An 18,732-nucleotide genomic window follows, 5' to 3' on the forward strand; every position below is an offset into this window, starting at 1 on the left:
AGGCGCCGGAACGAGGCGGGTTGGCTCCGATCGTGCTTCGTGTCCGTCGCAAGCGGGAATCGACATGGGCGACAAGCGGGAATGGGTGGTCTGGAACGGCTCCATCGGCATTCTGGACATGGCGGCGCTTGGCCGCATTGAACGCGGCAGCGCGTGGCTGGCCGAACCCTATGATGTGGTCGGCCCCTTCAGTCTGGATCAACTGGAGACGACCGGCCGCGTCGTCTTTCAGGCCTGCCTGGTGATGTCGAGGGTGCGGTGGCAGGCGGAGCAGGTCGATTTGCGTCGAGAGGCCCAGGCGCGGCGTCGCGAATACGCCAGCCGGTTCGCCTTGTTCAACGCGGACAAGAGCGATGAGGGATACCGCGCCGTGCTCGACCTTCCGGAGAAAGGTCCGTTGAGCGCGGGGAAGATCAATTCCGCCTTCCGCCACCTCGCCAAAAAGGCGCATCCCGACGCGGGCGGCGATCACGACAGCTACATCCGCCTGAGCGAAGCCCGCGACATTCTGCTGGAGCGCGCCGCCGTCGCCACTTGATCAGGCGGCGAGATCGGCCACCACGGCGTCGAGCACCGGAAAGCCTTCCGACGTCACGCGGATGCGGCCGTGGCGGGTATATTCCACCATGCCGTGGGCGATGAGATCGGCGACGCGCGAGGCCTCGAAACGCTTGCCGGTGAGGGTCTGGAAGCGCGCGGGATCGATGCCCTCCGTCAGGCGCAGGCCCATCAACAAAAATTCGTCGCCCTGCGCCTCGGTCGAGAGGTTTTCGTCCTCGACCAGCCCATTGCCCTCGGTTTCGACCACGGTAAGCCACATTTCCGGATGCGGCTCGGTCGCCTGCGCCCTTCTTCCTCCGCGCGCGCCGATGATGCGGCCGTGGGCGCCGGGACCGACGCCGGCATATTCGCCATAGCGCCAGTAGATCAGATTGTGGCGGCTCTCGCAGCCGGGCCGGGCGTGATTGGAGATTTCATAGGCGGGCATGCCCGCCTTTTCCATCAGTTCCTGCGTGACATCCCACAGGGCGCGGCCGACATCCGCCTTGGGCATTTTCAGCTTGCCGGCGTCGAACAGCCGCTCGAACATCGTATCCGGCTCAATGGTAAGTTGGTAAAGCGAAAGATGTTCAGGGGCGCGTGCGAGCGCTTCGGTCAGCTCCGCCGCCCAGGCCCGCGGCGTTTGGCCGGGCCGGGCGTAAATCAGGTCGAACGAGGCGCGCGAAAAGGTCGATGTGGCCACGTCGAGCGCGCGCATGGCCTCTTCGACGCTGTGCATGCGCCCGAGCATTTTCAGGTCGGCGTCGTTGAGCGCCTGTACGCCCAGAGAGACGCGATTGACGCCCGCCGCGCGATAGCCGGCGAAACGCGTCGCCTCGACGCTGGTCGGGTTGGCCTCCAGCGTGATTTCCGCCTGGGGATCGAGCTTCCAGTTCTTGCCGATCGCCTCGATGATCCGCGCCACCGTTTGGGGCGACATCAGCGAGGGCGTGCCGCCGCCGAAAAAAATCGAGCGGACCACGCGGCCGGGCGTGAGCGCGGCGCGGTGCTTCAGTTCGGTGAGAATGGCGCTGAGATAGCGGTCTTCTTCATAGGACCCGCGCCGCACATGGCTGTTGAAGTCGCAATAGGGGCATTTGGCCAGACAGAAGGGCCAATGGACGTAAACGCCGAAGCCGGGATCCTGCGGTTTGGGTGCGATTGAAGCCATGAGTCCTTATGCCATGCCGCGCCGCTGTGGTCACGCGGAGGCTTTACGGATTGTTCACCTTCCTTGCGCGGAGGTTAACGGCGCCGGGGAAAGACCGGCGCCGGCTTTTCGCGTCACGCCTCCTGCATCACCTTGGCGATGGATTCGGCGACATAATCAATATTCTTCTCGTTCAGCGCCGCGACGCAGATGCGGCCGGAATCAAGCGCATAAACGGCGTATTTCTCGCGCAGGAGAATCGCCTGCGGTTTGGTCAGTCGCGAATAGGAGAACATGCCGTTCTGCCGCACAATGTAAGAAAAATCGCGGTCGGGCGCGCGCTCCGCGAGCTTGTCGGCGAGCAGCCGCCGCATCTTCTTGATGCGGACGCGCATGGCGCCAAGCTCCTCGTCCCATTGCCTGCGCAGGGCGGGGTCGGCGAGCACGGCGGCGGCGGCGGCGGCGCCGTGGCTGGGAGGCGAGGAATAGGTGATGCGGGCGATGCGCTTGATCTGGCTGAGCACGCGGGCGCGCTCCTGCGCGCTCGCCGTCAGCACGCTCAGCGCGCCGACGCGCTCGCCGTAAAGCGACAGCGATTTCGAGAAGGAGAAGGACACGAACATCGGGCCGCCGTCGGAGGCGAACAGGCGCACCGAAAAGGCGTCGGTCTCAAGGCCTTCCGCAAACCCCATATAGGCGGTGTCAAGGAAGGGGGTCAGATTTCTCGCACGCACGACCCGCGCGATTTGACGCCATTGGTCCTGCGACAGGTCGAGGCCGGTCGGATTGTGGCAGCAGGCATGCAGCAGCACCACGTCGCCGGCGGGGATGATTTCCAGCGTCGCGAGCAGGCCGGCGAAATCCAGTTCGCCGTCGGCGCCGTAATAGGGGTAGGTTTCGACGGTGAAACCTGCGGCCGAGAACAGCGCGCGATGGTTCTCCCAACTCGGATCGCTGATCCAGACCCTGGCGTTCGGCGTCACCACCTTGACCATTTCCGCGCCCAGCTTGAGCGCGCCCGTGCCGCCCAGCGCCTGGACGGTGACGACCTTGGCGAGGTCGCAGGAGTCGGCGAAGACCAGTTGCGCCACGACGGCGTTGTAGTGGGCGTAGCCGTCGATCGGCACATAGGTGTGCGGGCCGGCCTTGGCGAGCATGGCCTCTTCGGCCTGCTTGACGCAGGCGAGCAGCGGCACCTTGCCGTTCTCGTCCTGGTAGACGCCGACACCGAGATTGACGCGATGGGGTGTCTTGTCGGCGACATAGGCCTCGGTGAGGCCGAGGATCGGGTCGCGAGGCAGTTCTTCGACTTGAGCGAACAGGGCGTTGGTCATGGCTCTCTCGAAATAAGGCTGTTTGCCGCTTGTTAGCGCAAAGCGCGCGAAAAGTCAGACGCAAATTCTAAAATTGCCGGCCAAGGAACTCTCGACGGCGATCCGACGTTACCAAATTGTAATAGGGAGGAAAGCGCCTCGCCCTCTTTCGGCCATGGTTCCCGGTCCCTATATGTTCCGTTCGAAAGCCGGTTGCGCCTCTCCCAAGGGAACGGTGTATACCGGTTTGGAAACAGCCGGCTGTTGCGGCTGGTTCGGACGCGCCGCGAACGGGCGTCCGCGTTTGGAGGGTTAGATGGCTGCTGCGCTCCCTGTTCTTGCCGGCGACTCCGGCCTGTCGCGTTACCTTGATGAAATCCGTCGGTTCCCGATGTTGGAGCCGCAGGAGGAATATGTCCTCGCAAAACGGTGGCGCGAACATTCCGACGGCCCGGCCGCGCACCGGCTGGTGACCTCGCATCTGCGTCTCGTCGCCAAGATCGCCATGGGCTATCGCGGCTACGGCCTGCCGATCGGCGAAGTCATCTCCGAAGGCAATATTGGCCTGATGCAGGCCGTCAAGCGGTTCGAGCCGGAGAAGGGTTTTCGCTTGGCCACCTATGCTATGTGGTGGATCCGCGCGTCAATTCAAGAATATATCTTGCGGTCGTGGAGCCTGGTCAAAATGGGCACCACCGCGAACCAGAAGAAGCTGTTCTTCAACCTGCGCAAGGCCAAGAGCCAGATCTCGGCTTTGGACGAAGGCGACCTCAAGCCGCACCAAGTGGACACCATCGCCACGAAGCTCGGCGTCAGCAAGCAGGAAGTGGTTGAGATGAACCGCCGGCTCGGCGGCGACGCCTCGCTCAACTCGCCGCTGCGCGAGGACGGCGACGGCGAATGGCAGGACTGGCTGGTCGATGATTCCGCGAGCCAGGAGAGCCTGCTCGCCGAGGCCGAGGAAAGCGACAACCGCCGCGCCGCGCTGTCTCAGGCGCTCAACGTGCTTAACGAACGCGAAAGGCGGATTTTCGAGGCGCGTCGCTTGAGCGACGAGCCCATTACGCTGGAAGATCTCTCGACGGAGTTCGGGATTTCCCGAGAGCGCGTGCGCCAGATCGAGGTGCGCGCCTTCGAGAAAGTGCAGCAGGCCGTGCGCGAGAGCGTCGCGCGCGTCGAAGCGGCGCCGCGGCGTCCGCTCCTGACGGCCGCCGCGCGCGCCTGAACCTCTTCCGCCAAGACGGGCCGCCACCAAGACGGGCCGCCGCGTTTCCGCGCGGCGGCTTTTATTTGCCGTTCCACTCCGCGAGAACGTCGGAGAAGACTTTCCGTCCGCCGGCGCCTTTCTCCATGGTGATCTTGGCGATCGAGCCATTGGCAAGACTTAGCTGGATGTCCATCCAGTTCGGCGCGTCGAGGAGCGCGCGATTCTGTTCGGCGCTCGTCTGGTTGAGGCCGGCCAGAAAGGCGTTGGCTGCGATCTGGACCGGCAAGCCTTGCAGCGCCACGCCCTTTGGCGCCTCGTCGGCGCGCATTTCCGGCATGCCGATCGCGTTGATGGCGCCAATCGGCGAGCCATCCCCTGGAATGAACCGCACATTGATCGTATGCGAGAAGGACAGCGACGGATCGAAATTCTTCTCGATCACCAGCGTGGTCTTGAGCTTGGCGTCGGGAATGTCGACGTCGGCGTGAATGGCGCTGACCAATTGCTGATTGGGTCCGCGATTGGTGGAATCCCGGCGCCAGACCACGGTTCCGACATAGGTCTTCACGCCGCCGGGTTCGGACGGGTCGCGTGTGAGCACGGCGGCGCGATAGGCGATCGGCAAGGTTGGCCCGGCGTTCGGTTCGGGTTGCGCGACGTTTTCCCCGCCGACGCGCTGGCCTATCTTGGCGCCGGACTCCGGGTTCGCGTTCTCGGTTGGCGGCGCAAGTTTGGCGAGGTCTTCCGGACGATCGCGCAACTTCCACGCCGCGAAGCCGACCAGCGCGCCGACGCCGGCGAGAGCGCCGAGAATGATGACCAGGCGTCGCAGTCCGCCGCTTTCCTGCTTGACCGGCCTGGGCGCGGCCGGACGCAGATTGTCCCGCGTCGAAGCCTCGTCGCGGCTCGGTTCACCCTCGGGGGCTTCGTCGCCGGGATAGGCGTCGGCGGGCGACGGCGCTTCTTCCGCGCGCGCTTTCGCGATGGCGGCCACGGCGAATTCGCTCTCAAGCCGTGCGACGGCTTCGTCGAGCGCCTGGGCCTCGCGGTCGATTGCGCCCTGGGGGGGCGGCGGCTGCATGGCGTGGAGCTGCCCGAGCAAAGCCTTTTTCGCTCGATCGTAAATGGCCTTGCGCGTTTCCGGCGTGGAGTTCGGCAGTGCGGCGACCGCCCGCGCCAACAGGGGGTAGTAGTCAGCCATGTATTAATCCTGGAAAGGATTATGCATCAAAATGGTGTCGTCACGCTCGGGGCTGGTGGACAGCAGCGCGACGGGCGCCTGGATCAATTCCTCGACCCTGCGAACATATTTGATCGCCTGCGCCGGCAGTTGCGCCCACGAGCGCGCCCCGCCGGTCGGCTCGCGCCAGCCCTCGATCGTCTCGTAGATCGGCTCGACCTGGGCTTGGGCCGCCTGGGAGGCCGGCAGATAGTCGATGGTCTCGCCGTCGAGCCGGTAGCCGACGCAAACTTTTATCGTTTCGAATCCGTCAAGAATATCCAGCTTGGTCAGAGCGATTCCGTCAATCCCCGAAGTTTTCACGGTCTGGCGGACCAGAACGGCGTCGAACCAGCCGCAGCGCCGCGCGCGTCCCGTCACCGTGCCGAATTCGCGACCACGCTCGCCGATGGCGCGGCCGGTCTCGTCGTTCAATTCCGTTGGAAAGGGGCCTTCGCCGACACGGGTCGTGTAGGCCTTGGCGATGCCCAGCACATAGCCGATCGCCTTGGGCCCAAGTCCGGCGCCGGTGGCGGCGTTGGAGGCGACGGTGTTGGACGATGTGACAAAGGGATAGGTGCCGTGGTCGATGTCGAGCAAGGCGCCTTGCGCGCCTTCGAACAGGATGCGCTTGCCGGCGCGGCGCAGGTCGTCGAGCAGCGACCAGGTGCGGTCCATATAGGGCAGGACCTGGGGCGCCACCTCCTCCAACTCGGCGCGGATCGACTCAGGCTTGATTTCCTCCAGGCCGAGGCCGCGGCGCAGCGCGTTGTGGTGGCTGAGCAGTCGGGCGATCTTGCCGTCCAGCGTGGAGAGATCGGCGAGGTCCATCACGCGGATGGCGCGGCGGCCGACCTTGTCCTCATAAGCCGGGCCGATGCCGCGCTTGGTGGTGCCGATTTTCGCGTCGGCGGAGGCGGAATTTTCGCGCAGGGCGTCGAGTTCGCCATGGAGCGAGAGAATCAGCGGCGCGTTCTCGGCGATGCGCAGGTTGTCGCGGGAGATGGCGACGCCCTTTTCGCGCAGGGCCGCGATTTCCTTTACAAGATGACGCGGATCGACGACGACGCCATTGCCAATGACGGAGAGTTTTCCCGGACGAACGATGCCGGAGGGCAGCAGCGACAGCTTGAAGGTGACGCCGTCGATCACCAACGTATGACCGGCGTTGTGGCCGCCCTGGTAGCGCACCACCACATCGGCTTCCACTGAAAGCCAGTCAACGATCTTGCCCTTGCCTTCGTCGCCCCACTGGGCGCCGACCACCACCACATTCGCCATCGAACCCAACTTCCATCAACTGCGCGGCGCTGGCGCGGAAACCTCGCGCCGCTGTCAAATCCGGCGTGGCTTCCTCCCGGCTGACGAGCCTTGGAGAGAAAGCGCCGGACGCCCAGCCTCGTCGGGGCGGAACTCCTGATGCGACCGAGGCTTTTTCACGGTCAAGCCGTAGCGGATCGGATCGCTTTAGTAAAGCATTTCCCTGCGTGACGCACTGAGCGGTGTGCCGAAACAAAACAACTTGCGGGGATTATAATGAAAAAATGCGGTTAAAGGTTAGGGTTAAGAGCTGTTTAAGTAATTGCTGGCAACACTTGCGGTCGTCAAAGCCATGTCGGCGTCCAGGGCTGATGAGGATTGACGGCGACTTCGGCGCCCGCGTCGCCAGTTTTCGTTGTGTTAACCGCATGGTCCGTCGCGGCTGTGCCCCGAAGAAGGAAATTCGCCATGGGCCGCTTCAAAGCCCTTACTCTCGCGAGTGTGCTTGCACTCGGCGCGGCTCAGGCGGCCCAGGCCGCCGACCTCCTGCCTCCCCCGCCTCCGCTCGAAGAGCCGTCACTGCGTGGCGCGGTGATCGACGAACCGAGCGGCTTCTACCTCCGCGGCGACATCGGGGTCGGCATCAACGACGTCTCCAGCCGGAGTTCGACTTTCGCGGATCCGGCGACCATGTCTTCGCTCAACGCCTGGTATGGGTCTTCCGAGGCGAGCGCCAGCTATCTGCTCGGCATCGGCGGGGGCTACAAGGTCAACAACTGGTTCCGTGTGGACGCGACGGGTGAATATCGCGGCAACGCGCTCTACAAATCGAAGAACTACTACACCCAGGCCAATTCGCCGGCCTGCGTCGGCTTGCCGAGCGGAACGTGCGGCGACAAATATTCGGGATCGGTGAACATTGGTCTTTTCCTGCTCAACGCCTATCTGGACGCGGGAACCTGGTACGGCGTCACCCCCTACATCGGCGCGGGCGTCGGCGCGGCCGCCTGGTCGATGGGCAATGTGACGGACCAGAGCATGCAGGTTCAGGTCGCGGGAAACCAAGACCCGATCGGATCGGGCGTCAGCGATGCGACCTCCGGCGTGAATCTGGCTTGGGCTCTGATGGGCGGCTTATCCTGGGACGTCGCCGAGAACGTGAAAATCGATCTTGGCTATCGCTATGTAGACATGGGTCGGATCAACACCGGCACAATTCTCTGCAACGCGACGTGCTGGTACGAACGGCAGCACTTCGATCTCGCCTCCAGCGACGTGCGTCTTGGCTTGCGCTGGATGGCGGCGGCGGCCCCGGCGTTCGAGCCCCTGCCGGTTCGCGCCAAATATTGATCGGCGCCTTCAACGGCAAACTCAAAGGCGGGGGCGGAAGCTTCCGCCTTTTGCTTTAGGGCGTTGCACTTCCTTCCGCAGAGGAAATTAAATACGAAAACGTCTTTCAGCAAAGCATTAAGGTTAAGTCGACATTAACCCTCCCTGTTCATTCTGCATTCAACTTGAACGAGACGTGGAAGACCGAAGAGGTTCGTTATGCGGAGAGTCACGAAGGCGGCGGCGGTCGCTACGGTTGTGCTGGCCGGCGGCGTTGCGCAAGCCCTGGCTGCCGACATGAGCCTGCCGCCCATGTACGAGCCCGAATCCCAGCCCATGGTCGAGTTCGGCTCCGGTTGGTACCTGCGCGGCGACCTCGGCTATTCCAGCATTTCCCTGCCGATGGGCTCGCCGCCCGGCAGCGTGTCAGGTTCGTCAGCGCCGTCTTCGGCGGCGAGTTTCTTGAGTAATCGCACTGTCCACGATGGCGTGCTCTCGTCGTCTGTCGGCGTCGGCTACCAGTTCAATCAATGGTTCCGCGCGGATGCAACCTTTGACTGGCGCGAGAGCAATACAGTCAAGGTCAATAGCTATGGCTTGAACTGTGCGCTCGACGAAAATATTTATGACTCCGCCACCGGAACAACCACGGCCCGCCTGACCAACAACGGCTCCTGCTATAAGACTGACAGCACAACAATCAAGACTTGGACCGGCTTGGTGAACGTCTACGGCGATCTGGGCACATGGTGGAGCGTGACTCCGTACGTCGGTGGCGGCATTGGCTTGACGAACATCCGCGCCAAGGCCGACGAAGACTGGTACTGGGCATATGGCGGGGCTTATGGCGGCGCCGGCCACAACCTCTACAAGTCCACCGCCGCAGGCGTCGCGGTCCATTATGGCTATGCGGGGGATGTCGGCCCGTCGCAGGTGCGCACCAATTTCTCCTTCGCGCTGATGGCCGGCCTCGCCTACGATATCGCGCCACATCTGAAACTCGACGTGGGCTATCGTTATCTCAACATGGGCTCGCTCAGCGTCATCAACGCGTCTGGCAACACGGTGCGCAAGACCCTCGATGCGCAGGAAGTGCGCGCCGGCCTGCGTTGGACCCCAGACCTTTGAAGCGTTTTCACGCGAAACGGATGCCGGTTCGCGTGATGAAAATAAGTTAAAATAGAAACCTATAGCCTCGATCCGGTTCAATCGGATCGGGGCTGTAAAATTTCAGGTCTCGTCGTCGCCCGACGCGCGGTCTTCCGCATCGGCGCATCGCGCGCCGATCGCGGCGGCGAGCCTCCCTTCGAGGGAAGCGCCGCGCTCGCTGTAACTCAAGGACGCCACGGCGGCGTTGAGCGCCGATTCGCGGCGGCGAAAGGCCGAGACTTCCATCGATCCAGGCGCCGGCACGCGGGCGTCGTCCCAGCCGAACGAATCGAACCAGGCGAAATCCTCGGCTGTCAGTCCTGCCTCGCGCAGACGTTCGCGCATGTCCCGTCTCCCGGTTCAGCTTCGCCGCGACGCCTGTTCCATCGCGCGAATCTGGTCAGCTTGCGAATTCGTGACGACCGCGCCCTGCGCCAGGGGGAAGCCGACTTCGACAAGCGTGCCTTCATTCTTGCGGCTGCGAATGACGAACTCGGCCTGATTGGCTTCGGCCAGCGCCTTGGTGAGCGGCAGGCCGAGGCCGGTGCCGCCGGCTTTCGACGAGACTTGGCGGAACGGCTCCAGCGCCGCGCACAATTCCGCGTCGTTCATGCCTATTCCCGTGTCCTTGACCCGCAACAGCAGCACCTTGCCACCGCCGGAGGCGGACGAAGCAATCGAGGTCGAGACGATGACCTGGCCGCCCGGCTCATTGTAGCGCACGGCGTTGGCGAGCAGATTGAGCACGATCTGGCGCAGCGCGCGTTCGTCGACGAGCGCGGGCGGCAGGCCAGGCGCCAGCGCCAGTCTGGTGATGACCCTTTCGCGATTGGCCTGCGGCTGGATCAGCGAAACGCATTCGGCGACGATCTGATTGGCGTCCACGGCCGAAATATTCAGGTCGAGCTTGCCGGCCTCGATCTTCGACAGGTCGAGCAGATCGTTGACGAGGCTCATGACATGGGCGCCGGAGGCGTGGATGTCCTTGAGGTAATCCTTGTAGCGCGCGTTGCCGACCGGGCCGAACCGCTCGTCCATGATGACTTCGGTGAAGCCGAGAATGGCGTTGAGCGGCGTGCGAAGCTCGTGCGTGACGCAGGTGAGATACTCGGTCTTGGCCCGACTTTCGGCCTCGGCGATTTCGGCGCGGCGTTGCGCGTCCCGCAGCGCCAGCTCGTTCTCGCGGGCGCCAGCGGCCCGGAAGACGGCGCAATATTTGCCGGCGTCGTTCATCCGAACGAAGCTGACCTCCAGCGGCAGGGCCTCGCCGGAGCGGGACAGGCCGTTCAGGCGCAGCGGCGGCGCGGCGGCGCGCGATGCGAGTTGAGCAAGCGCGGCGACGAACTCCGCGTGGCCGTCCGGCGCGATCAATTCGCGCATATTGGCGCTCTCGTCGCGCGCGCGCCCGAATAAATTTTCCGCAGCTTCGTTCAACCCGAGCAGATCGCCGTCGCCATTGAACAGCGCGACGCCGTCCGCCGAGGCCTTGAGGATGGCCATGACATCGGCGGCTTCCGCCTCGCGTTGGCGCAGGCTCGTCTCCAAGGCCGCGGCCCTCGCTTCCAGGCCCGCGGCCCTTGCCTCCAAGCCCGCGATCCCTGCCTGTACGCGCGATGAATGGCGGACCACCAAGGCCTCGGCGGGCGCTCCGTCCCAGGACGTCGGCGCCGCGTCGACCTCGACGGCAAGCTCCAGTCCGCCGCGCATCTTCAGGATGCCGGCGCCCATCGCGTTTGCATCGATTGCGCCGGCGCGGAAAAATTCCGCCGCATCGGCGCAGCCCAGCCAGTTCAGCAGGGTCCGATTGACGCGCAGCCAGGCGCCGTCGCGGCGGATAGCCAGCCCGACGGGCAGGGAATCGAAGAAATCGTCGAACGACGCATCGCCTGCGTTCGCAACCTCGGCGTCACCCGGCGCGGCGGATGCGTTTTCGCCGTCGCGCGCCCGCGGTTCGCCCTGGGCGCCCAGCGTGCGGGCGATCTCCCGGAAGGCCTGGCGCTCGTGGGGCGCCAGAGTCACCAAAGCCGCCGGCTCCTCGCGGCTGTCGAAGGCGGCGGAGAGGCGCGGCGGCGGGAAGGGCAGGACGACGCCGGAGCAGTCCGGCGTCGGCTCTGGCGCGGCCTCATCCCGGATGTCAGGCTCCGATGCGTCCGTGCGCGCTATTTCCCGCAGCCGGTCGAGTTGGATGACTCCGAACCCGCGCCACCCGTCAAATCCTTTTTCGCGGTCGAAGGCGGGCAGGGCGCCGAGTGAAACGGGCGCGGCGGCGAGGGCGCCGTCGATCGGCCAGATCACCTCGACTCCGCTGAAGGTGACGCGACCGTTGAGCGCCGCCGCCAGTCGCCCCTCGGGGTCCATGCCCAACGCGCGCGCGGATTCGATCAGGTCGCGCCCGACCAGCGTCGCCGCCGCGCCGCCAAAGATTTCCGCGAGCGGCGGCGTGACTTCGGTAACGACATTGAGCGTATCCGTGCGCCAGAGGAAGCGTGCGGGCTTAAGGCCGGGATAGCGGCGCTCGAGCGCGCGCTTCAACGCGTCGCAGGCCTGCGAGTTTTGGACGGCGGGCATGTCGGCCGAAACCGGGATGGATCGGGCTTGGACTCCGCGCAGGCGCACGCCCAGGCCAGCGAGGACGTAAATCTGCGTGTGGGTGTTGGCGCGCCGGCAGAGAAATGTGATCTTTGCGCCGGGACCGAAGTCGAAACGCTCGATCCGGCTGGCGCCCGCCGGCAGGGGGCGCAGCCGTTGCGCCACGGCCTGGGCGGGAGCCGCATTCGGGGCAAGCGCGCCCTCTTGAAGGTCGGAGACGGAGTCCGCGCCAAACAGCGCCAGCGCCGCCGCATTGGCGTGGACAAGGCGCATGGACGCGCCTTCCGTGACCAGGACGGGCGCGCCGGCGCGCGCGAGCGAGGCGACGCCATTTTCGGCAAGAGCGGCGGCGATGTCCGCCCGAACTTCCTCTGTCGCCTGAATTCCGCTCATCGTCCCGCCCAGTGATCTTTAATGAAAGATTAAACACGTAAGCGCATGGGAATCCAGTTTTGATCCAGGACATTTCGTTGCGTTGCGTGCTATGGTGAACAATCAGTTAATTCCAGCGGTCGACGGAGGGATCCCACGGTCCATGTTGCACTGCACAATCCTATTTGCAGCGCAGCATTTTTCGTGTTAATCATCCGCGCGTAAAGTTCATTGGCCCGGGAGTGTGGGAGCGCTGGAACCCCGGGCGCAAGCTTACAGGATGTCCCATGACCAATCTCAATCTGGAAGTCCCGCCGGAAGTTCGCGAATTCGCCGAAAAGACGGTCGAGCAGGCCCGCAAGGCGTTCGATGGCTATGTCGCCGCCGCTCAGAAGGCCGCGGCCCAGACCGAAACCGCGGCGGAGAATGCGGCCGCCGGCATGAAGGACCTCAGCTCCAAGGCGATCTCCTACGCCGAAGCCAATGTGAAGGCCGCTTTCGACCTTGCGGAAAGCTTGGTCAAGGCTAAGGATCCGAAGGAAATCCTGTCGATCCAGTCCGAATATCTCAAGGCGCAGATCGCCGCCGTGCAGGAACAGGCCAAGGCCCTTGGCGACGCCGTCAAGACCGCCATGACTCCGGACGCCAAGTGATGGCCACGCCTCCACGCAGGGCCGCAAAGGCCAAGCCGCCGGCGGAAACCGCCCAGTTCGCCCAGTTCACTGAGGCTTCGGAGGCGGTGGCGCCAGAACCCGAGTCGGTCGGCGTAGCGCCCGAACCCGAAACTGAGCCTGAAACTGAACCCGCGTCCGCGTCCGCGCCGGAACCGGCGGCGGCGGAGCCCGCCGCTCCAGCTCCGAAGGTCGAAACGCCGGCTCCGGCGTCGAAGGCCGAGAAGCCGGCGAAAGCCGCCGACGCGAAGGCGCCCGAACCCGTCCATGCGACGGAAAACGCCTTCACCGCCGCGAGCAAGAGCCTACAGGCCTTCTCCACCAAGGCGATGGAGGCCTATCAGGTCAATGCCGCCGCTTCGATGGACTATATGAAGGCGCTCGCGGGCGTCCGCACTGTCTCCGAGGCCGTCGCTTTGCAGAGCGAACATATGCGCAAGCAGTATGAAGCGATCACCTCCCAAGCCAAGGAGCTGACGGCGCTCGCCCAGCAGGTTGCGGCGGACGCCACCGGTCCGCTGAAGGATCAGTTCGGCAAGGGATTCAAGTCGTCGAGCTGAGTTTTCCCGAACGTCATTTTTCGCGCGCGAATGCTCTTGCATTCGCGCGCCTCTTTTTATAGGGTCCGCCCGCGTTGCCGCCATAGCTCAGTTGGTTAGAGCGCTAGATTGTGGATCTAGAGGTCCCCTGTTCAAACCAGGGTGGCGGTACCATCTTTCTTAATAATGCAGTGTCTCCGCGAAGGTTGGCTCCACTTTGCGCGATCGGGAGATGTTCGCGCCAATTTCGTCGACGACAATCATCCCTATGCGCCTTTCCCGGCCAATCGGGCTAAAGGAAAGGCCGCTGACACAACGTCAAATTTGGGGGTATTGGACGCGAAAGCCGCCCCTCGGGAGGCGAAGATTCCAAGCGAATTTACAATCCGCGGGGCATCCAACTCGCAGAGTGCGGCGGATCGTGCTGCGCCCGCACTCATCCAGGCGCGGAAGCCGCGCCTCGAAACGAAGCTGAATCGCTGTTTCGTCAATTATCCATCAGGGATAGGATTCAAGCTGAGCCTTGGGAAGCCCACGCGGCCGGCGATTAAGTTGTATCGCCGTGTCGCCTTAGGGGCCAATCAGGCGCGTATGGCTTCCATGGCCGCTTCGGTTACGGCCAAGGCCGCCGCGAGCGCCGCTTCCACATTCATGTCGGTGGTGTCGAGGATCTTGGCGTCGTCGGCCGGCTTCAACGGGGCGTCGCTGCGGTCACGGTCTCGCGCGTCGCGTTTCCTGATATCTTCGAGGATGGCGTAATAATCGACGTCCTCTCCGCGTCCGCGCAGTTCGAGCGCGCGCCGCTGGGCGCGCGCCTCCGCGCTGGCGGTGACGAAGATTTTTACGGTCGCATTCGGCGCGATCACCGTGCCAATGTCGCGCCCGTCGAGCACGGCGCCTCGCGGCCGCTGGGCGAAGGCGCGCTGCATGTCGATCAGAGCCGCCCGGACCGCGGGAATGGCGGCGACCACGGAAGCCGCTTCGCCCATTTCCCGTCCGCGCAGACGATTTTCGTCGAAGTCGGTCAGCGCCAGGCCGCGCGCGGCGGCCACCGCCTTGGCCACATCGTCGAGCCTTGCGTCACTGTCCATCAAGGTGCGCGCGGTCGCTCGATACAGCAGGCCAGTGTCGAGATGCGGCAGGCCATAATGGGCGGCGAGCCGGCGGGCGAGGGTTCCCTTGCCGGAAGCGGCGGGTCCGTCAAGCGCAATGATCATGAGAAGAAATCCGCGCCGAGCTCCGCGAGCAACGGCTTGAATGTGGGAAATGACGTGGCGATCATGGTCTCGTCGTCGACGGTCACGGGGTTTTGCGAGGCGAGGCCCATGACGAGGAAGCTCATGGCGAGGCGATGATCGAGATGGGTCTCCACCAAACCGCCGCCGCCGCAGGCTCCTGCGCCCTCGACGATGAGATCGTCGCCTTCGATGGTCGCGCTGACGCCGTTGGCGCGCAGGCCAGCCGCCGTGGCGGCGAGCCGGTCCGATTCCTTGACCCGCAATTCCTGCAAGCCGTTCATGCGGGTCGCGCCTTTGGCGAAGGCGGCGAGCACGGCGAGAATGATATATTCGTCGATCATGGCCGGGGCGCGGTCGGCGGGCACATCGACGCCGGTCAGCGCGCTATGGCGGACCCGCAGGTCGGCGACCTGCTCGCCCCCCTCTTCGCGGATCTCCAGCACGTCAATGTTCGCCCCCATTTCCAGCAGCGTGGCGACAAAACCGTTGCGCAGCGGATTGGTCATCACGCCCTCGACCACCACATCGGACCCTTCGACCAGCAGGGCGGCGGCGATCAGGAAGGCGGCCGAGGACGGATCGACCGGGACGGCGATCGGTCTCGGCGAAAGTTCCGGGCGGCCCTCCAGCGTGATCTTGCGGCCATGGTCGCCGAACGGCTCGCAGGTGAGCGTCGCGCCGAAATAGGTGAGCATCTTTTCGGTGTGATCGCGGCTGGCTTCGGTTTCGATCACCGTCGTGCGGCCGCGCGCATTCAGACCCGCCAGCAGCACGGCCGACTTGATCTGCGCCGAAGGAACGGGGGTGCGATATTCGATCGGCGCGGGATCGCGCGTTCCCTTGAGCAGAATCGGACAGCGCCCGCCTTCGGCCTGTTCAAGAACTTCGGCGCCCATCAAGACCAGAGGGTCCAGGATGCGTCGCATCGGCCGTTTGCGCAAGGAAGCATCGCCATCGAAGCGGGCGGTGATCCCGTGGCCGCCGACAACGCCCATCATCAGGCGCGATCCGGTTCCAGCATTGCCGAAATCCAGCGTCTCCGCCGGCGCCAGCACTGCGCCGAGGCCGACGCCGCGAACAGTCCACTGTCCCTCGCCAACGCGCTCAATTTTTGCGCCAAGCTGCGCGCAGGCGCGCCCCGTGTTCAGCACGTCCTCGCCTTCGAGCAGGCCGGAGATCCGCGTCTCGCCGACGCAGAGCAGGCCAAGCAGGAAGGCGCGGTGCGAAACGCTCTTGTCGCCCGGCGGTCTGACGCGGCCTTTCAATGGGCCGCAGGCCTTGCTGGTCAGCGGTTTGGGCGTGGTCGCATGTGACATGGTCAGCGCAGCGTCTTTTCGATTTCAGGCAGCACTTTTTCGCGCAGCGCCTGTTCAGTCATCGGTCCGGTGTATTTGTAGGCTACGGTTCCATCGCCACGAACGACAAAAGTCTCGGGCACGCCGGTCAAACCCCAGTCGATGGCGGCGCGGCCCTTGATGTCCATGCCGATGGCCACATAGGGATCGCCTTCGGTCGAGAGAAATTTCAGCGCGTTGGCCGGTTCGTCCTTGTAGGCGACGCCAACGAGACGGACGTCATTGATCTTCAGCAGCGGATCATCGATCAGCAGGCGCAGGCTCGGATGCTCGACCCGGCAGGGCCCGCACCAGGAGGCGAACAGATTGACGACGGTGGTGCGGCCCTGGCGCAGATCGGCGTCGGAAAGGCCGGGCTTCCCGCTCCCTGGCAAGGGCTCCAGGGCGAAAGCGGGCGCTTGGCGCCCAATCAGGGGCGAGGGGAGAACCGAGGCGTCGCGGCCCTGGCGTTGTTCGAACATGTAGAGGAACAGACCGGCGAGCAGGCCGAAGCCGATCAAGGGCAGAGCCGACAGAAAACCCCTTTTCGCGGGCTGCTCGGTCACGGCCTGTCCTCCCGGCCGTCGAAGCTGGTGAGTTTTCGCCGCAAGTCACGGTAATCGGCGGTGATCTTGAACATCATCGCCCCGATGACGACGGCCGCGAAAGCATAGGCCGCGAAAATGAAGCCGGAATAGTCTTTCACGCCGTCGCCTCCGCTTTTTCCTCGGCATGGGCCGCGTCAATGCTCAGACGCCGAAGCCTGCGGCGCAGGATCTCGTTACGGATCGCCATGAGGTGAAGCGTGAGAAAAAGAAAGCTGAAGCCCAAAGCCATGATCAGCAATGTCCACAGCATGGAGCCGGATATGGCCGGGCCGCCGACGCGAAACACCGACGCCGGCTGATGCAGCGTGTTCCACCAATCGACGGAGAACTTTATGATGGGAATGTTCACGACGCCGACCAGGGTGAGGATCGCAGCGGCGCGCGCCGCTTGCGCGGGCTCCTCGATCGTCCGCCACAGGCCGACCAGGCCGAGATAGATCAGGAACAGCACCAGCACCGAGGTGAGGCGCGCGTCCCAGACCCACCAGGTTCCCCACATCGGCTTGCCCCAGAGCGAACCCGACACCAGGCACAACAGCGTGAAGGCGGCCCCGAGCGGCGCCGCCGCCTTTTGCGCGGCGTCGGCGAGCGGGTGGCGCCAGACGATCGTGCCGAGCGCGGCTGAGGTCATGATGATGTAGCACATCATGCTAAGCCATGCCGAGGGCACGTGAAGATACATGATCTTGACCGATGCTCCCTGCTGGTAGTCGTCGGGCGCGACAAAGAAAGTCAGATACAGTCCGACGATCAGGAGAAGCGCGGTCGCCGCGGCAAGCCAGGGAATGAGCCTTGCGGCAAGCGCAAGGAAGTTGGTCGGATTGGCGTATTTGAGCATCGCGGATCCATCGATAATACGGGATTGATTAGGCTTGCGCGTCGGCAAAATCAATCGTTCTTCATGCGTCGCGGGAGCGCAGCGCGGCGGCCGCGGCGAAAGGCGCTCCCGCCACGGCGGCCAGAGACAGGCCGCACAGGATCAGTATGGGGATGTGAAACGGCACGGTCCCGCCGCTGGCGGCGGTTGCGGCGGAGACGCCGAAAATCAGAACGGGCGTCGTGAGCGGCAGAATCAGGACCGCCATCAGCAGGCCGCCGCGCCGCAGGCCGGCCGTGAGCGCCGCGCCAATGGCGCCGAGCATGGTGAGCGCCGGCGTGCCCGCGAGCAGCGAAAGCGAAATACCCGCGAGCGAAGCCGGCTCCATCGCGAGCGTCAAGCCGAGCAGAGGCGAGGCGACGATGAGCGGCAGCGCCGTGGCGATCCAATGCGCGACGCATTTGACGAGAACCACCAGCTCCAGCGGTGTGGCGGCCGTGAGCAGCAAATCCAGCGAGCCATCGTCGGCGTCGGACTGAAACAGGCGATCGAGGCCAAGCAGCGTCGCCAGCAAGGCGGCGATCCAGAGAATCGCCGGACCGATTCGCGACAGCAGATTGAGGTCCGGGCCGATGGCGAAGGGGGTGAGGCTGACCAGAATGAGGAAGAACACGACCCCCATGGCGCCGCCGCCGCCGACCGAGCGCGCAAGTTGTAATTCACGCCAGAACAATGCGGAGAGAGCAGATTGCATCATGCGTTTCCAATGGCCCCGGCGTCCGTGGCGCTCAGATCAAGCACGGCGGCGTCGATCAGTCCGAGCGGCGCGTGGGTCGCGGCGATGATCATGCCGCCCGAGGCGCGATGGCGCGCGAACGCTTCGCCGAGGATTTCCTGCGAGGCGACATCGAGCGCGGTCGCCGGTTCGTCGAGAATCCACAGCGGGCGTGGCGACACGAACAGCCGCGCCAGGGCGACCCTGCGCTTCTGTCCCGCCGAGAGATAGGCCACGGGAAAATCCGCCAAACGTTTCAAACCCATGCGGTGCAGCGCCTGGGAGGGCGCAAGACTTTCCCCGGACGAGGGCGTGGCGAGCATGCGCGCCCAGAATTCCAGATTTTCCGAGGCGGTCAGCGCCGACTTCAAGCCGTCGGCATGGCCGACGTAATGGCAAAGCTCCGGCAGCGGCGCCTCGGAGGCTTCGCCCGCGTGGGTCAGTTCGCCGCCGCTGAGCGGCAGAAAGCCGGCGATCGCGCGCAACAGCGTCGATTTGCCCGCGCCGTTGCGGCCGAGCGCGACGAGGGCTTCGCCCGCGCGCAATTCGAAATGGATATTCTTGACGATGGCGCGTCCGCCGCGATCGACGCTGACGCTGCGCGCGCTCAGAGAGGTCAATG

General features: G+C 64.6%; 19 protein-coding genes and 1 tRNA gene. 7 read left to right on the forward strand and 13 right to left on the reverse strand.

Features of this window, described 5'->3' with window-relative positions:
- Positions 1-64: 64 nt before the first annotated feature.
- Positions 65-538 carry a J domain-containing protein gene (locus tag CCR94_RS19505; RefSeq protein ID WP_104509490.1) on the forward strand — a complete coding sequence of 158 codons (474 nt, stop codon included), beginning with the start codon at positions 65-67 and terminating at the stop codon, positions 536-538.
- Here CCR94_RS19505 and hemW read toward each other — a convergent pair whose 3' ends face one another.
- Positions 539-1,711 carry a radical SAM family heme chaperone HemW gene (gene hemW / locus CCR94_RS19510; RefSeq protein WP_104509491.1) on the reverse strand — a complete coding sequence of 391 codons (1,173 nt, stop codon included), beginning with the start codon at positions 1,709-1,711 and terminating at the stop codon, positions 539-541. It abuts the gene before it with no gap.
- A gap of 113 nt (positions 1,712-1,824) precedes the next feature.
- The gene (locus CCR94_RS19515; protein ID WP_104509492.1) at positions 1,825-3,024 is read right to left on the reverse strand and encodes an amino acid aminotransferase; all 1,200 of its coding nucleotides are present in this window, start codon (positions 3,022-3,024) and stop codon (positions 1,825-1,827) included.
- A 295-nt stretch (positions 3,025-3,319) separates the two neighbouring features.
- Here CCR94_RS19515 and rpoH point away from each other — a divergent pair, with 295 nt between their 5' ends.
- A complete protein-coding gene (rpoH, locus tag CCR94_RS19520; RefSeq protein WP_104509493.1) occupies positions 3,320-4,228 on the forward strand; it encodes an RNA polymerase sigma factor RpoH in 909 nt (302 codons plus the stop codon).
- A 61-nt stretch (positions 4,229-4,289) separates the two neighbouring features.
- Here rpoH and CCR94_RS19525 read toward each other — a convergent pair whose 3' ends face one another.
- Both CCR94_RS19525 and CCR94_RS19530 read right to left on the reverse strand, forming a co-directional pair.
- A complete protein-coding gene (locus CCR94_RS19525; RefSeq protein ID WP_104509494.1) occupies positions 4,290-5,411 on the reverse strand; it encodes a hypothetical protein in 1,122 nt (373 codons plus the stop codon).
- Positions 5,412-5,414: 3 nt separating this feature from the next.
- Positions 5,415-6,710 carry an adenylosuccinate synthase gene (locus CCR94_RS19530; protein WP_104509495.1) on the reverse strand — a complete coding sequence of 432 codons (1,296 nt, stop codon included), beginning with the start codon at positions 6,708-6,710 and terminating at the stop codon, positions 5,415-5,417.
- A 447-nt stretch (positions 6,711-7,157) separates the two neighbouring features.
- On the opposite strand from CCR94_RS19530, the gene CCR94_RS19535 reads away from it, so the two are divergent.
- Complete coding sequence (locus tag CCR94_RS19535; protein WP_104509496.1) at positions 7,158-8,039, forward strand: outer membrane protein; 882 nt, start codon at positions 7,158-7,160, stop codon at positions 8,037-8,039.
- Positions 8,040-8,237: 198 nt separating this feature from the next.
- A complete protein-coding gene (locus CCR94_RS19540) occupies positions 8,238-9,146 on the forward strand; it encodes an outer membrane protein (RefSeq protein ID WP_104509497.1) in 909 nt (302 codons plus the stop codon).
- A gap of 102 nt (positions 9,147-9,248) precedes the next feature.
- Here CCR94_RS19540 and CCR94_RS19545 read toward each other — a convergent pair whose 3' ends face one another.
- Complete coding sequence (locus CCR94_RS19545; protein WP_104509498.1) at positions 9,249-9,512, reverse strand: hypothetical protein; 264 nt, start codon at positions 9,510-9,512, stop codon at positions 9,249-9,251.
- 15 nt (positions 9,513-9,527) lie between these two features.
- The gene (locus CCR94_RS19550) at positions 9,528-12,149 is read right to left on the reverse strand and encodes a sensor histidine kinase (RefSeq protein WP_104509499.1); all 2,622 of its coding nucleotides are present in this window, start codon (positions 12,147-12,149) and stop codon (positions 9,528-9,530) included.
- A gap of 266 nt (positions 12,150-12,415) precedes the next feature.
- Here CCR94_RS19550 and CCR94_RS19555 point away from each other — a divergent pair, with 266 nt between their 5' ends.
- From CCR94_RS19555 to CCR94_RS19565, 3 genes are all read left to right on the forward strand, one after another.
- A complete protein-coding gene (locus CCR94_RS19555) occupies positions 12,416-12,781 on the forward strand; it encodes a phasin (RefSeq protein ID WP_104509500.1) in 366 nt (121 codons plus the stop codon).
- On the forward strand, positions 12,781-13,359 hold the full coding sequence (locus CCR94_RS19560) for a phasin family protein (protein WP_104509501.1): 579 nt from the start codon (positions 12,781-12,783) through the stop codon (positions 13,357-13,359). Before CCR94_RS19555 ends, CCR94_RS19560 begins: the two co-directional genes overlap by 1 nt.
- Positions 13,360-13,435: 76 nt before the next feature.
- A tRNA-His gene (locus tag CCR94_RS19565) sits at positions 13,436-13,512 on the forward strand.
- A gap of 407 nt (positions 13,513-13,919) precedes the next feature.
- On the opposite strand, the gene cmk is transcribed toward CCR94_RS19565, so the two are convergent.
- The 7 genes from cmk to ccmA all read right to left on the reverse strand — a co-directional run bounded on the left by cmk (position 13,920) and on the right by ccmA (position 18,730).
- Complete coding sequence (gene cmk / locus CCR94_RS19570; protein ID WP_104509502.1) at positions 13,920-14,555, reverse strand: (d)CMP kinase; 636 nt, start codon at positions 14,553-14,555, stop codon at positions 13,920-13,922.
- A complete protein-coding gene (gene aroA / locus CCR94_RS19575; protein WP_104509503.1) occupies positions 14,552-15,892 on the reverse strand; it encodes a 3-phosphoshikimate 1-carboxyvinyltransferase in 1,341 nt (446 codons plus the stop codon). The genes cmk and aroA overlap by 4 nt, the downstream gene beginning before the upstream one ends.
- A 2-nt stretch (positions 15,893-15,894) precedes the next feature.
- Positions 15,895-16,476, reverse strand: coding sequence for a DsbE family thiol:disulfide interchange protein (locus CCR94_RS19580; RefSeq protein ID WP_244594146.1), 582 nt, complete (start codon positions 16,474-16,476; stop codon positions 15,895-15,897).
- On the reverse strand, positions 16,473-16,616 hold the full coding sequence (locus tag CCR94_RS19585) for a heme exporter protein CcmD (protein WP_104509504.1): 144 nt from the start codon (positions 16,614-16,616) through the stop codon (positions 16,473-16,475). Before CCR94_RS19585 ends, CCR94_RS19580 begins: the two co-directional genes overlap by 4 nt.
- Entirely contained in the window at positions 16,613-17,356 is a 744-nt protein-coding gene (locus CCR94_RS19590) for a heme ABC transporter permease (RefSeq protein ID WP_104509505.1), read from the reverse strand. Before CCR94_RS19590 ends, CCR94_RS19585 begins: the two co-directional genes overlap by 4 nt.
- Before the next feature lie 61 nt (positions 17,357-17,417).
- The gene (gene ccmB, locus CCR94_RS19595) at positions 17,418-18,089 is read right to left on the reverse strand and encodes a heme exporter protein CcmB (RefSeq protein WP_104509506.1); all 672 of its coding nucleotides are present in this window, start codon (positions 18,087-18,089) and stop codon (positions 17,418-17,420) included.
- Positions 18,089-18,730: a heme ABC exporter ATP-binding protein CcmA gene (ccmA, locus tag CCR94_RS19600; protein WP_104509535.1), complete on the reverse strand. Its 642-nt coding sequence runs from the start codon at positions 18,728-18,730 to the stop codon at positions 18,089-18,091. The genes ccmB and ccmA overlap by 1 nt, the downstream gene beginning before the upstream one ends.
- Between the last annotated feature and the right edge of the window lie 2 nt (positions 18,731-18,732).

The organism is Rhodoblastus sphagnicola (assembly GCF_002937075.1).
In the GTDB taxonomy this organism is placed as follows: domain Bacteria; phylum Pseudomonadota; class Alphaproteobacteria; order Rhizobiales; family Beijerinckiaceae; genus Rhodoblastus; species Rhodoblastus sphagnicola.